We start from the raw sequence: 14678 nt of genomic DNA, 5'->3' as shown, positions 1-14678 counted from the left end.
GTCCGATAATTTAACAAACAATAGGGAGTTGGTAACTAAAATTCATTTATTTCATTAAAAAAAAGCAAACCGCTGCAATTAATAAATTAGGTAATCCTATTAACAATATAGAATTAGTTTGTGAAAATCTTTGTTTTCTATCTTCTTTTGATTCAGATTGTAGATTTCTTCCCAATCTATCCCCATCCAAGAATGCTCCAGATAACAAAGCTCCTAATATCAATGAGATAATTCCGACAGCCCCAGTGATTTTATACAATAAAGTGTAATTGCTTGAAAACATTGAAATTAGAAAAGCGACCACCACAATACTAATTCCTATAATTAATTTCTTCATAATTAACACATCCCTATGGTTTTTTTGTTAAATTCCATTAGTTTACATTTTTAATTATAGCATTTTCAGAATTTTATAAATACAAAAATTCCCACATTCCTTATTAAACTAACCTGCCCCGTTAGTTTAAGTACAGGAGATCACAATCTTTTAATTGCCTTTAATGTTATTCCTAACAATTAGTGTTCGTTCTTTATTCACATAATTGTCGAAAGGTGTAATCCTTCCATATGACGAATTGGTAGTTATAAAGGAGGGTGTTTTACATGAAAATATTGACGGTTCCAAGTGCAAAAGAAGAAATTAGACGTTTGCAAACCTTTATTAATCTTGTTGAAACCTATGAAGCAAACAGTCTGGAAAAGTGGATTATAAAGGAATACGCATACACTAGTAGTATTCGAGAAGTCGTTATACGTGGAAACAAAAGAGGATTCAAATTAAACGGTGTTGAGTTAGACCATGAGCTCGTTAAAAATGTTATCGCTTGTTCCCCAAGAGATGAACTACATCGATTAGTACGTGCTAACTACAGGCTAAGAATCAAACCAAACAAAAGGAGATAGAGTGATCAATTAATTTCCTTTTATAGACCTGCATTTTAGCACTAGATGAAAAGGCCTGCTGCAATAATCCCCAAATAAAGGTGGTGTCGCCCGCCTTTACACAAATGTAGACTACTCACTCCAGGTAGTGGTCTATTTTTTTATTATTTATTATTCCACGTCCCCTCTTACATTTATGCTCCTTTCATCTTACCTAACCACTACACCTTTTTAGGAAATTTTTCCTATCACATCGATTTTCCAAGTAGTATAATTAATGACATATATAATATTTTAAAGATCATTAAACTATCCGAATTTTCTTGGGTGCAACAGGCATTAACTTAATTTAGGAGGTGGTTAAAATTAGGAGGCTATCTATATTATTGGTAATTATATTTATGGGTATCAATATTAAGGTATATGCCCATCCGGGTGGAACAGACGCAAGTGGTGGCCATCATTGTTGGACTAATTGTGAACAATGGGGAATTAAGTATGGGGAATATCATTATCATAATTCAGAGCCTAACAGTACGCCGGCCGCAAAGGTTGTTCCAAAAGATACGCATACATATGAAGATGGATACGATGAAGCCTATGATTATTGGTATAAGATTGCATACTCAGACGTCCAAAAAAAGAAAAATAAAAGTTATGAAGCTAAATGGACTGAATATAACAAAGACTATTCAAATGGATATAAGGATGGTTTTAACGAAGCCATTAGAGATGCCAGAAAGGATTTTCAAGATTCTGAGTATGATAGAGGATATGAAGCTGGTCAAAAAGATGCTGACGCAGGAGAAAAGGAAATTGTAGCGTGGGACGTTTTTGAAGGTTCTAAAACGGAACCTGATTATTATAACGGGTATGTAAAAGGTTTTAACGACGAAATAAAAGCTTTGGAGGAAACTGAAAAAGAATCTGAAAACGCTGAGGTGGAAAGCATAGATGTTCCAGCAAAATTCCAAGACAAACCGGACAGTTTTATTTTGGGTTACCAAACTGGATACTACGATTCACAGACTGCCTATAACTACAACGAAGAACAATATACTGATGGAGATGATAGATACCAGTATATTCTAGGGTATAAAAATGGATGGAATGACGAAGGTGGTACATTGCCTTTTCCGACTAAAATGGGCCTTATTTATTCAAATTACATAAAAGGGTATGCTTTAATTCCAATAATTGCAGGTGTCGGACTGGTTGGTTTTTGGATTGGTAAAAGAAAAAAGAAGAAAATAGAGTAAGATAATTTAACTACCTCTATATATTAGGGGATGGGTGATAGCCTACCCCTTTTCATACTTAGTTTTTTTATTACCAACGGAACAAGCTAATGTCACGTTATAGCAGGTATCTGTATTCTTTTTCTTGCTTTACAGTCTATTCTTTTCCCTAGGTACAGCTATTGCAGCACTAACAAAAGCATCCCAAGCCTTCATTGCAGCGTAGCACCAATTACAGCCGTACCAACTACTGTTCCTGAAACTGCACTTAAAGCACTATTTGCTACAGACTTTACAATAGTTAGCAATTACAACTCCTACTCAATTTGCTGCAATTGCCACAGCTCCTGTTACATCTCCTGCACCCGCTATTACTGTAAACCGGACACTTCCATTATAGTTCCTGCCGAAGTTTCCGACCTACTAAAGGCATTAAGAAAAAAGCTGCCAATAATGACAGCCCTAATCTTTCGTTAACTCACCCAATAGCTAAATAAGGGCTATAAAAATGTTTATAGTTTTTTAGGTTAACTTGGCGGAGGATTCAATAGAAATTTTATCGAGTCGAGTTATTTTGTTCTCATTTATAACTCTAACTAAAGTGGTTGATGTTTATCGCCTGTCACAAGACTGTTGTCCCTATATTTCTTCTCCCGCTTTCCCATTCTGTATAAGGCACCGAGTCAGTCTGATGATTTGGCCCAGACACGATGAAGGCAGTCATAATGTCTTTTTTGTATAGTTTTTGAAAAGACAAATCCAAGCTAGTTTCACCTGAATCAAACATTTGGAACTTGTTTGTGCACTTATCTCCGCCAACAGCTTCAAAGATTAAACAAAAGGAATCGGTATCATCAGGTATTGTCAGGCAAAGGACCTCACGCCCTTCATTATCTGGCAAAACTTCGCTTTTGAACACGGTTCCCTCAAATCGTACAAGGAGCCTTTTTAGTTGTACAAATTTTTGCTGCTTTTTATGCTTCAACCAAAAAAGGACATCTTCTTGCCCTTTGGGCTTAAAACTCCAAGTATATTTCTCTTCATGTTCTGTTTCTGTCCTAATCAAGTCAATTAACCTATCGTGAATCTGGATTTTCCGAAGCGTAATATAAAAATTCCCAATCGGTATATCTAAGTCCATAGAAATTTCTGCGAAATTCGTACAAGTATCTTCCATAAAGCCATTTCGTGTTCTGCTAAAAGCATCCTCTAGAAGGGATAGTGTGTCAATTCGCTCCGCTTCGGGATGTGCCATATCAAATAAGTACACTAAATCTTCAATTTCTCCTGTGTTCTTCAGCTGTACCAGCCTGCCTAACACCTGATGGAAACAAAGAAGGACAATGATGCCTCCTAAGGTAATAGAGTGAATCAACACGCCTTCGTTAACCGACGGCGTCAACCCCATAAACAAGGACCAGGAAACCACAACAAAAAGGATGCTGGCCCTACTAAGGTTGGTCACATCCTTCACGAAATTTTCGGAACTGTAAAAGACGTTTCCATACATATACAAGAGCTTCCTCAGGGCTTTTCTGTTCGATAATTCCTGTAATTTTAATTCAAGCATTTCCCAATAAAGTTCACGACATTTCTCAATTTTGTGCTGGCTACTGAGTGATACAAAAATTGCAATCAATCCCATTAGGGAAATGATTGCCCCAGTCACGCCAAATAAGACTGTCAACAATACCCCAGACGTATCGTTATCTAGATTCAAGAATCTTTCTGGTAAAAATAAACGTGCAAAGAAAAGGAACAAGATGCATACGGCGAGCCAACTCCATTGGACCAAACCCAACGGCCACTTCACTCGCTGCACCTCAAGGATATTTCGAAGGGTATCTCCCTCAGAATAAGACTGGTTTTCATCAGAATTACTCCGATGAGTTTGCTGACCTTCATCATGATATTTCTTTCTTTATATTCCATGCGAAACCACCTATGTTTAATATATGCTATGGTTAATTTTACTATATAATTAGAAGAAATGGGACCTTTTCATCAAGCTGAGCTTTTCTATCACATTTACAATTACAGGGTATTTTCCATTGAGGTCAATATTAAGGGTCATTTCAGGACAACGCCAACTCACAGCTCCCATATCCCCGCCATGGGAATTGCTGCATTTCTATTCGTAGGAACCATTTTTCACAAAAAGCACACATTTTTTATGATTTTAATTCAAAGCGTTTCTTTGCCCTTATGAGTGTGCTTTTACTAATGCCGGTTATATCCTCAACCTGTTTATATGAGTTTGTTTCTAGCAGTTTCAAAGCATGTTCAATTTGTTTTTTACCGTACTTTTTGGGTCTACCTTCTCTAAAATCCTCGCGTTGTTTCGCTATAGCCTTCCCTTCCTGTGTTCGCTCCACGATCATATCTCTTTCAAACTCCGCAAACCCACTCATAATGGTTAATATCAGTTTTCCCGTTGGAGTATTCTCGACCAATCCCATATTCAAAACATGTACTTTTACACCCTGTTCAAACAGATTCCTAATGATTTGGATAGCGTCCACGGCCGAACGGGCAAAGCGATCAAGTTTTGTTACAACCAGCGTATCTCCATTTTTTAAAAGGGAAAGCAATTCTTGGAACTGCGGCCGCTCTCTCTTGGTCCCGGTGAACTTTTCTGAAAAAATTTTGTCGCACCGTTCATGTTCTAATGATTGAATCTGTGCATCTAAGTCTTGCCCGATAGTAGAAACCCTGGCATACCCATACTTCATAAAATCACCCTCTTTCCTTGCTTTACTTTTGAATATAAGTTATGACACCTGTTGATACCTTAATTTTATTACTTCCATTTTTCGGTGTCAATACTTTTAAGTTATGACACCATTTCTGTAAACGAAATAAAAAAAGCCGAATCCATGTAGCTTGGACTCGACGTTAATTATCTTTTTATTCAACTATAGCACTTGTTAGCTTAATAAGATTTCACTATTACTTGTTTAAAATAAACCTTCAAGGTGGACCGCAACACTGGTCCCCTAGGTAAAATAAAAAGAGCCCTGGGAAGGACTCTTTACTCTTATAATATTGGACTGTTGAATAATGCATCATCTTTCATCCTTTGAAACACTCCACTGAGTCCTGAGAAAATATTATCAGCACCAAAGTTATAATCAGTTAAAACCTTATACAATGTCCTAGCCTCGTTAATCGGTAAATGAAACTTATATAGAAGTATGCTATATGAGGAATCTGAGTTCTTTAATCCAATCCCATTACTATTCACATAATTACTTATTAAATCATCCAAAGGTGTCCTATCAACAGGTTCATTAAGTTCATTAAAACCATCGAAAGATTCTGGAAATGCTACCATATTCTTATATGTCCAGCAACTTAAGACACCTTTCTGAGCTAATAAATTGGGATTTCTATGGTATGTTGGTTTTATTATACGAAGTGGAATCCTAGAAACTGTTTCTCTTAGAAACTCAAGATGCCTAAAATTTAAAGCCCAAAGAACCATGTAGTCATCCTCATTGTTTCCATTCTTTAGCGCACCGGAAGCCGCAAAATATAAAGAAACCATATGACTAATACTCCAGTCGATTAGTCTAGTAGGAACGCCATAATGTTGAGCAAGAGCTGCTAATTCTAATAATTCTTCTGGTATCCAAACATTACTTAATGTGCTTTTTCTTACAAAAGGAAAGACATTTAGTACTTCTTTTCTCATAAAAGGTATGTCTGGTACATTTATACCCTTATGGTCTGCCATTTCGAAAAACTTTTTCAAAAGTCTAAATTCAGCATACTGTTGTTCATGTTCTGTCTCCAAGTTACTTACACTCAGATCACTAAGTGAAAATAGCCATTTTTTATTCTGTTCTCTTAAAGCACTTGGAAGCAACTTGTAATGGGAGCTTGATTCACCTCTAAACACAAAATCCCGTAGAACATACTTATACTTCCCAAAGGGAGAAAGTTCATCAAATAATTCCTTAACATTATTAAAATGAACTTCTTTAATAAAATCAGATGTCTCCATATTGTTATCTCCTTTTTTTCATATAACCAATAATTCAACATCTGATATTAAATTCCTTTTGTCTAGCATAAGACCTTCTTATGTTAGATAATTATCTTTTTGCCAAACAAAAATGCCCCCAATTTTGGCAGCTTAATCTTAAATTAAAGCACCCGTTACTTTAAGTGCAATTCTTCACAATTTTTTTTAGAAACGAAAAAGCTGCCACTACAGCCCTTTTTTTTAACATAAATGCCCTTGGTTTAATAAAAAAAATCCCTAAACCAAAAAAGGATGATTAATCGGGACCAGCTGATAAAAATGAGCAGGAATCAACTCTTTTTTGTCATAAATTACCTGTTTAAGAACTAAAAATAAAAGGTATGATTAATTTTTTTAACAGGAGGAAGTTAAATGTCTTTACAGAAGTTTGTAGATGCATTACCTTTACCACCAATCTTAAAACCAAAAGATAAATCAGATGGGATTCCATTCTTTGAAGTAACCATGAGAGAAGTAATGCAGAAATTACATCGCGATTTGCCGCCAACTACCGTTTGGGGTTATAACGGTATGTATCCTGGTCCTACATTCGAAGTAAGAAGAAATGAGCCTATTTTAGTCAAGTGGAAAAATGAATTGCCCTTTGAACACCTGCTGCCCGTGGATCGAACACTTCATGGTGCAGAACCAGATAAACCTTCTGTAAGGACGGTTGTACATTTACATGAAGGTCGGGTTAGACCGGAAAATGATGGATATCCTGAGGCATGGTTTACGCGAGATTTTGAAAATGTTGGGCCGAAATTCGCCCATGAAGTCTATTTTTATCCAAACTGTCAACGCCCTGCAACACTATGGTATCATGATCACGCCCTTGGAATCACTCGTTTGAACGTTTATGCTGGGCTTGCAGGATTTTATATCCTCAGAGATGATGAAGAGGAAGAATTGGACCTTCCAAGTGGAAAATTTGAAATTCCGCTGGTCATCCAAGATCGTTCGTTCTATCCTAATGGTGAATTGTTCTATCCAACCCAGCCAGGCCATGAGCCTCCCCCAGCACCACAGCCGCCTCCACCAATAGATCCAACATTACCAAATCCATCAGTCGTTCCTGAGTTTTTTGGCAACACCATCTTAGTCAATGGAAAAGTATGGCCCTTCCTTGAGGTTGAGCCAAGGAAATACCGGTTCCGCATCCTTAATGGCTCCAATGCTCGCTTTTACCGTATTAGTCTTAGTTCTCCTGGTCCAAAATTTACCTTAATTGGCACGGAAGGAGGACTATTGGAAAGAAAGATAGAAAATGTATCCCAAATTACCCTTGCACCCGCGGAACGGGTCGATGTGGTTATCGATTTTTCAACCCATAACGGTCAAAGTATTATTTTAACAAATGACGCACCAGCACCATTCCCTGGTGGCGATCCACCATCACCGGACCTTACGCAGATTATGGAATTTCGTGTCAAACAAAAACTCTCTAAACCTGACAAAAGTAAAATTCCAGAAAAGCTAAGTTGCCTAGAGAGACTTAATCCTGCTGATGCTATAACGGTACGAAAAAATGTCTTAGTGGAAACTACAGATGAGTTCGGGCGTTTAAAACTTCTATTAAATAATCTGGATTGGGATCAATTGCCTATAACAGAAACACCATATAATGGGACTATAGAGATTTGGGAACTTTTCAATACTACACCGGATACTCATCCCATTCACTTGCACCTTGTTACTTTTCAAATATTGAGTCGTGCTACGTTCTCCGGTGATCCAAATGATAATCCTGTCATTGGGCCGCCACTGCCACTCGATCCAAGTGAAATGGGTTGGAAAGATACCGTTCGTGCCAATCCTGGGGAGGTTACCCGCATTATTGCACGGTTTGGGCCATTTACAGGAATCTATCCATGGCATTGTCATATCCTTGAACATGAAGACCACGATATGATGCGACCGTACGAAGTACTCCAAAATCATAATTTTGACCCATGCATTCCGATTCCAGGCGTGTGTCCGGATGACTCGTTTGCTCAATGTTGTAATGAAGACCATGATGAGTCAAGTTCCCATGACCATCACCATCCTCATCATCGCCACCCTTAAAAATAAAGGTAATAGTAATGAAAAAAAGACTAGCTTTTGATATTATCCCCTTTAAGTAGATAGTGTAAAAAGCCCATGAAGTTAACTTGGGTGTTACACTACTATTTGGAGGGGATTTTTCTATGGCTATAAAGGGACAACCTTCAGGATTTAACCCAACCTAATATACCTCTACTAAAATCTCACCTGGACTGGGTTTTGGTGTTTCCACTTCTTCAATCTTCATTGCTTTCCATTGACCTTTTCCACGCAATAGCAATGCTTTCATTTCTCCCATCCTTTTAATGTAATCTTAATAAGTTTTGGAACAAAGTTTATAATATATACTGTGTCTGAAGGAAACAAGAAATATGATTTAGTTGACCTTAAGGTAATTTCGTGTTAATTTGTATATGCAAATGAAAAAAAGGATTGATTACATGAATGAAGAAGAACAGGTATTAATACATTGTCTTTACTTTACAGCTAGTCGGTTTGCTCGAAACATAACAAAATTAACCGAAAAGACATTTGATTTTGGTGACCTTGCTCCTTCATATCTTTACATGATAATGATTGTGAAGTTCCATCCGGAAATCACACAGAAGGAACTATGTCATAAGTTATCTATTGCACCTTCCACAAGTACGAGGTTTATTGATAAACTTGAAAAATTTAACCTGGTCACCAGAAAAATGGATGGAAAACAAACACTGATTTCTTTAACTGAAGAAGGAGAAAAGGTGTACCTGCAGTTTCGGGTTTCTTTAAAAGAATTGTTTAACAGCTATTCCGAAATCTTAGGAAGCGAGTTCAGTAAAGATTTAAGTAAAACTCTTCATGAAGCGAGCAATAAGTTAGAAAGAGAACTGTAATTTTTTTTACCCATTCATTTGTATATACAAATATTTAGGAGGCTTAATTATGACTGAAAAAATATTGCTAATTGTCGGTGCTGGACCAGGAATTAGCTTAAATACAGCAAGGAAATTCGGAAAAGAAGGCTTTAATGTTGCCTTGATTTCCCGCAATATGGAGTCATTACAGAAATATGAAAATGAACTTAAAAATGATGGGATTGCAGCAAAAGGATTTCCAGGGAATGTCTCTTCAGTAGAATCTTTGAAAACAGCCATTGATGCGGTAATTAAAACTTATGGAAAAATTGATGTACTCTTATACAATGCTGCTGCAGGAAGACCAGGCAAACCAACAACATTAAGCGTGGATCAATTAGTGGAAGATTTTAAAATCAGTGTAGCTGGAGCTCTTACCAGTGTAAAAGAAGTGATTCCCCATATGGAAAATGGAACCATTTTATTAACGGGCGGAGGATTAGCTCTTCACCCCTATGCTGACTATGCTTCATTAGCGATTGGAAAAGCAGGTATTCGCAATTTAGCATACAGCTTGCACCAAGAATTGAGCCCTAAAGGAATTTATGTTGGAACATTAACGATTAAAGGCTTTGTACAAGAAGGAACCTATTTCTCATCTGAAAATATTGCGAACACATTTTATAGCATGTACGAAAATCAAACTGAAACAGAAATTATGTATGAAGAAAAGTAAAATTTTTTTGCAACATAATTTGTATGTACAAATGTAAAAATTCCATTAATGAACACAATATGTGTAATCCAAACTAGAAAAGAAAAATGACAAAAGGAGACTTACTAATGAAAACTCTTGTAATTATCACACACCCTAATTTGGAACAATCTCGAATTAACCGCACTTGGATGCAGGAATTGAAAAAACACGAAGAAATAACGATTCATACTCTTTATCAAGCGTATCCAGACGGGAAAATAAACGTAGCACACGAACAAAGCCTATTAGAATCACATGACCGTATTATTCTTCAATTTCCTTTTTACTGGTACAGCACGCCTTCTTTGTTAAAACAATGGCAGGATGAAGTGCTCTCCTACGGCTGGGCATATGGCGAAGGCGGTGACAAGCTACACGGTAAAGAACTAGGTCTTGCGATTTCAACCTTTGGACCAGAAGATTCCTACCAGCCTACTGGCTATAATCATTTTACCATGGAGACTTTAACAACTCCTTTACAACAAACAAGCAACCTCATAGGTACCCGTTTTATGCCGTTATTTGTGCTGAATGGTGTTATGCATGTCACAGATGAACAACTTGAAGAAAATGCAAAAGCATATGTAAATCATGTTCTTCAGCCATCCTTAATTGAAGCTTAATTAACATATTTAAATAAAGGTATTTCTTTCACTGAAATACCTTTTAATGATTTTTGTTTAAGTGTACAAACAATTGAAAGGTGATCTAAATGAAAACATTAGTTATTGTAGCCCATCCAAACTTGGAACAATCGAAGGTAAATAGAACGTGGATGAACCGTCTTCAACAAGAGGAAAATGTTACGGTCCATAATTTATGTGCAAATTACTCAACAGTTGAGATTGATGTGGAAAAAGAACAGCAACTTCTATTGGAGCATGATCGTATCGTATTTCAATTCCCATTCTACTGGTACAGTTCACCCGCTTTGTTAAAACAATGGCANNCTTATCAAGCTGGCGGATACAATCACTTCAGCATAAGCGAGTTAACCAAACCATTTCAGGCAACAGCCAACTTGACCGGCATGCGGTTCTTGCCCACTTTTACGAAACAGGGAGTGCGCTTCTTAACGAACGAACAAGTCCTCGAAAGTGCTGAAGAGCTGGTATGTCATCTGAAAAATAACTATTAGAAAAGAGGTCTTGTAATGAATTATAAATTGTTAGGAAGAAGCGGCTTACGAGTATCTGAATTAGCTTTAGGTACAATGACGTTTGGGGAAGACTGGGGATTTGGCGCTTCTAAGGAAGAAAGCAAAAAAATCTTCAATGCTTTCGTTGAAGCTGGTGGGAATTTTATTGATACGGCTGTCAATTATACCAATGGAACAAGTGAAAAATATGTTGGGGAATTTATTCGTGAAAAGCGTGAACAGTTTGTCGTTGCGACTAAATATACACTGAACACTCGTCCAAACGATCCAAATGGCGGCGGTAACCATCGAAAAAATCTCGTTCAATCCGTTGAAAAGAGCTTAAAACAGCTTCAGACCGATTATATTGATTTACTTTGGCTTCATGCTTGGGATTTTATGACACCGGTCGAAGAAGTGATGCGTGCACTTGACGATTTAGTTCGTTCCGGAAAAATTCTTTATGTAGGAGTCTCGGATACACCTGCTTGGATTGTTTCACAAGCTAATATGCTGTCTACACTTCGTGGTTGGACTCCGTTTATCGGCTTGCAAGTGGAGTACAATTTGTTGCAGCGAACTCCAGAAAGAGATTTATTACCAATGGCACGCGCTTTAGATATTGGGGTTACTGCATGGGCACCAATGGCTGGCGGTGCACTAACGGGAAAATACAGTAATCCTTCATCTGAAAAAGGGAGATTATCTCCTCAAAGTGCACGCTTAAATGAACGCAACCGGGCTATTGCTGCAGTTGTGGAAGAAATCGCAAAAGAACTAGCAGTTCTCCCTGCCCAAGTTGCAATAAACTGGGTCCGTCAACAAGCTGGTACCGTCATTCCGCTAATTGGTGCAAAACGAGAAGAACAAATGAAAGACAATCTTGGAAGTTTGGCATTCTGTCTTTCAGAAACACATCTTACCCAATTAAATGAAGCTAGCAAAATTGACCTGGGATTCCCACATGATTTTCTTGCATCTGAATCTGTTTTAAATGCCATCCATGGAAAAACGTTTGAAAAGATTGAAAAAAAATAATATTGAATTGCTTGGAGAAGGGGAGAAATCGATGAAGGGGAAAATTTGTTTAATTACTGGTGGCAACTCAGGGATTGGTAAAGCTATAGCCATAGAATTAGCTAAAAAAGGAGCAACAATTGTTTTATTATGCAGAAATGAGGAACGTGGCAAAAAAGCGATTCAAGATATTATTGAAGAAACAGGTAATATCCATGCAGATCTCATTATTGCTGATTTATCATCTCAGCGTTCAGTCAAACAAGCAGCTGATCAATTTAAGAAAAAGTATAACAAGTTAGATGTTTTAATCAATAATGCTGCAGTCTTTTTAGCAAAACGTTCTGAAACTGAAGATGGAATTGAAACCACGTTTGCCACAAACTATTTATCTCATTTTATCCTTTCCCACCTCTTACTGGAGTCGCTTGCAGCAAGTGGTGAAGGAAGAATTATTAATGTAGCCTCCAAGCACAACGGAATTAAAATGAACTTTGATGACCTTATGACCAAACAAAATTATGCTTTTTTCAGAGCAGTAGGTCCTACTAAATTAGGTTTAATTTTATTTACTAAAGAATTTTCAAAGAGGCTTGATGGAAAGTGTGTTACCGTTAACAGCCTGCATCCAGGAATTATCCGCTCTAATCTTATGCATGACATGCCTTGGATCCTACGGACGATATTCAAAACGTTCTCAACTAATCCGAAAAAAGGTGCGCTTACACCAGTCTATCTTGCTTCCTCCCCTGATGTTTTTGGCGTTAGCGGTAAATTCTTTGTTAACTGCAAAGAAACAGAAACTACTGAAGCTGCAAATGACCATGATTCTGCTCGGAAATTATGGGATACCAGTATGAGCTTAATCAAGCCTGGAATCCTCTTTTAGGGGCACCAAGTTTTTTGGGATATGCACTTGCTTCCCGACCCATAGCAATGACAGGATGATTATCAACATAAGCTGTTTGTGACTGCTGATATTGCGACCATAAAGTCAAGTTACCACCTATCGTATAAATTATTATCGTAGCAGGAAAATATCATTAATTTGGGCTTGTTTAAATAAGAATATTGTTACTGATAAAAAGGATTTTATCGTTTCCCTTTTAAAAACACCTTGACCCCAACTTAGGTTTAGGTTGTATATTTTTAATTGTATCTAATCAATAAAATATTGGAGGAAATAAAATATGACAAAATTCGCTTTTGTAACAGGCGCAAATAAAGGTATTGGATATGAGATTGTCCGTCAATTAGCAGAAAAAAATTATCACGTATTTTTAGGAGCCCGCAATGAAGAACTCGAACAAAAAGCTGTACAATCTTTAGGCTTTTCGAATGTTTCATTTGTTCAAGTTGATATTTCAGACACACAATCAATTCAAAACTCAAAAAATAAAATCCTTGAAGTTACGGATCACCTAGATTTGTTAATAAACAACGCAGGGATTGCACTCGATTTCAATATTTTGCCTAGTGAATTAAAATTAGAAACCCTGCGTCAAGAATTTGATGTTAACTTCTTTGGCACATTTCAAATGATCCAAACCTTTTTACCACTAGTAAAAAAATCTCAGGGTGGGAAAATTGTAAACGTCACTACCGATATGGCTTCACAAACGATGTTTGACAATGGTGATGCTGGACATCTTAATATATTAGGCTATAATTCATCAAAAACCGCTGTAAATTCTTTAACATTAGCCTTTGGTAAAGAATTTGGTACAAACGGTCCTGAAATTATAGGAGTTACACCTGGTTTTACCACTACCGACCTTAATGGCAATGCTCCAGGAGGCAAAACACCTGCGGATGGTGCACAAATCATTGTTAAATACGCCTTAAGCGAAACAAATTATAATGGTAAAATCCTTAATAAAAATGGGATTATTCCTTGGTAAACACCATAAGGGAAATCATATGAATTATACGATCGGACAAGTTGCAAAAATCAATCATTTATCCATTTCTCAATTACGCTACTATGATAATCAAGGACTGTTCCCCTTTCTCAAAAGAACTGAAAAAGGGGACCGAGTTTTTAACGAAGATGCACTTAAATTTCTGGAAATCATTTTATGTTTAAAAAATACCGGAATGCCAATCAAGGACATTAAACAGTTTGTAGATTGGTCAATGGATGGGAATGATACCATCCCTCAACGACTAGAAATGATGAAACAACAAGAAATCAATGTTCTACAACAAATTCGTGATACCGAAGAAAATTTAATAAAAATTCAACAGAAAATTGCAAGACTTGAACAAGAGATGAAAGAAAATCATTAATAAATTGTATAAAGTGGAAAGACCAACGTACATACGTCTGGTCTTTTTTTGTGAATATCTCGTATAAATCAGTGATAGGCATTCTATAGCATATCTTATATTAAAAAAGCTGCACTATGGCAGCTAGTTCTTCAATATTGCCTCCTTAAGTAAAAAAAGATATATTCTGGTCTTATTCCACCTCTAAAGCATGTGCTTTAGTTACATGAACTGTACCAAATGGATGCTGTGGAGGAGCATATATAGAATAAAGTTTTAAAGGGATATTACCTGTATTGGTTACATTATGCCAGGTTCCGGCGGGTATCATAATGGCAAAATTATCATAAACATTTCGTACAAAGTTTAAATTATCTTTTCTGTTGCCCATTTGAACAATCCCTTGACCTTGTTCAATCCGTAAGAATTGGTCAACGTTAGGGTGAATTTCTAAACCAATGTCTTCCCC

General features: G+C 36.9%; 16 protein-coding genes and 1 pseudogene. 11 read left to right on the top strand and 6 right to left on the bottom strand.

The window, feature by feature from the left end:
• Positions 1–46 precede the first annotated feature (46 nt).
• Positions 47–337 (bottom strand): DUF5316 domain-containing protein, encoded by a 291-nt coding sequence (locus V7137_RS23485; protein WP_214717720.1) that lies wholly within the window; start codon positions 335–337, stop codon positions 47–49.
• A gap of 266 nt (positions 338–603) precedes the next feature.
• On the opposite strand from V7137_RS23485, the gene V7137_RS23480 reads away from it, so the two are divergent.
• Both V7137_RS23480 and V7137_RS23475 read left to right on the top strand, forming a co-directional pair.
• Positions 604–903, top strand: coding sequence for a hypothetical protein (locus tag V7137_RS23480; RefSeq protein ID WP_335700310.1), 300 nt, complete (start codon positions 604–606; stop codon positions 901–903).
• Between the two features lie 365 nt (positions 904–1268).
• On the top strand, positions 1269–2141 hold the full coding sequence (locus V7137_RS23475) for a YHYH domain-containing protein (RefSeq protein ID WP_335700309.1): 873 nt from the start codon (positions 1269–1271) through the stop codon (positions 2139–2141).
• Positions 2142–2742: 601 nt separating this feature from the next.
• Here the strand turns inward: V7137_RS23475 and V7137_RS23470 are convergent.
• From V7137_RS23470 to V7137_RS23460, 3 genes are all read right to left on the bottom strand, one after another.
• On the bottom strand, positions 2743–3933 hold the full coding sequence (locus tag V7137_RS23470; protein WP_335700308.1) for a hypothetical protein: 1191 nt from the start codon (positions 3931–3933) through the stop codon (positions 2743–2745).
• A gap of 358 nt (positions 3934–4291) precedes the next feature.
• On the bottom strand, positions 4292–4852 hold the full coding sequence (locus V7137_RS23465; protein ID WP_335700307.1) for a recombinase family protein: 561 nt from the start codon (positions 4850–4852) through the stop codon (positions 4292–4294).
• A 305-nt stretch (positions 4853–5157) separates the two neighbouring features.
• Positions 5158–6126, bottom strand: a complete 969-nt coding sequence (locus tag V7137_RS23460) for an FRG domain-containing protein (protein WP_335700306.1) — start codon at positions 6124–6126, stop codon at positions 5158–5160.
• Between the two features lie 393 nt (positions 6127–6519).
• On the opposite strand from V7137_RS23460, the gene V7137_RS23455 reads away from it, so the two are divergent.
• The 7 genes from V7137_RS23455 (at position 6520) to V7137_RS23425 (ending at position 12830) form a co-directional block, all read left to right on the top strand.
• Positions 6520–8214: a multicopper oxidase family protein gene (locus V7137_RS23455; RefSeq protein ID WP_335700305.1), complete on the top strand. Its 1695-nt coding sequence runs from the start codon at positions 6520–6522 to the stop codon at positions 8212–8214.
• Between the two features lie 419 nt (positions 8215–8633).
• Positions 8634–9068 carry a MarR family winged helix-turn-helix transcriptional regulator gene (locus V7137_RS23450; protein WP_335700304.1) on the top strand — a complete coding sequence of 145 codons (435 nt, stop codon included), beginning with the start codon at positions 8634–8636 and terminating at the stop codon, positions 9066–9068.
• A 49-nt stretch (positions 9069–9117) separates the two neighbouring features.
• Positions 9118–9765 carry an SDR family oxidoreductase gene (locus V7137_RS23445; RefSeq protein ID WP_335700303.1) on the top strand — a complete coding sequence of 216 codons (648 nt, stop codon included), beginning with the start codon at positions 9118–9120 and terminating at the stop codon, positions 9763–9765.
• A 107-nt stretch (positions 9766–9872) separates the two neighbouring features.
• The gene (locus V7137_RS23440; RefSeq protein ID WP_335700302.1) at positions 9873–10409 is read left to right on the top strand and encodes an NAD(P)H-dependent oxidoreductase; all 537 of its coding nucleotides are present in this window, start codon (positions 9873–9875) and stop codon (positions 10407–10409) included.
• 89 nt (positions 10410–10498) lie between these two features.
• Positions 10499–10924, top strand: a complete 426-nt coding sequence (locus V7137_RS23435) for an NAD(P)H-dependent oxidoreductase (RefSeq protein WP_335700301.1) — start codon at positions 10499–10501, stop codon at positions 10922–10924.
• Between the two features lie 15 nt (positions 10925–10939).
• Complete coding sequence (locus tag V7137_RS23430; RefSeq protein ID WP_335700300.1) at positions 10940–11962, top strand: aldo/keto reductase; 1023 nt, start codon at positions 10940–10942, stop codon at positions 11960–11962.
• A complete protein-coding gene (locus V7137_RS23425) occupies positions 11919–12830 on the top strand; it encodes an SDR family oxidoreductase (protein ID WP_420490169.1) in 912 nt (303 codons plus the stop codon). Before V7137_RS23430 ends, V7137_RS23425 begins: the two co-directional genes overlap by 44 nt.
• Here V7137_RS23425 and V7137_RS30775 read toward each other — a convergent pair.
• Positions 12826–12900: pseudogene (locus V7137_RS30775) on the bottom strand (acetoacetate decarboxylase); the annotation flags it as partial. The gene V7137_RS23425 and the pseudogene V7137_RS30775 overlap by 5 nt on opposite strands.
• 231 nt (positions 12901–13131) lie before the next feature.
• Between V7137_RS30775 and V7137_RS23420 the strand changes: the two are divergent.
• Positions 13132–13842 carry an SDR family NAD(P)-dependent oxidoreductase gene (locus V7137_RS23420; protein WP_335700298.1) on the top strand — a complete coding sequence of 237 codons (711 nt, stop codon included), beginning with the start codon at positions 13132–13134 and terminating at the stop codon, positions 13840–13842.
• A gap of 19 nt (positions 13843–13861) precedes the next feature.
• On the top strand, positions 13862–14230 hold the full coding sequence (locus tag V7137_RS23415; protein WP_335700297.1) for a MerR family transcriptional regulator: 369 nt from the start codon (positions 13862–13864) through the stop codon (positions 14228–14230).
• Positions 14231–14402: 172 nt separating this feature from the next.
• Here the strand turns inward: V7137_RS23415 and V7137_RS23410 are convergent.
• Positions 14403–14678: cupin domain-containing protein (locus tag V7137_RS23410; RefSeq protein ID WP_335700296.1), on the bottom strand; the 276-nt coding region annotated here is incomplete at its 5' end.

It is taken from the genome of Neobacillus drentensis (assembly GCF_036962765.1).
GTDB lineage: Bacteria > Bacillota > Bacilli > Bacillales > Cytobacillaceae > Neobacillus > Neobacillus drentensis_C.
This window is presented reverse-complemented; position numbering and strand designations above follow the sequence as displayed.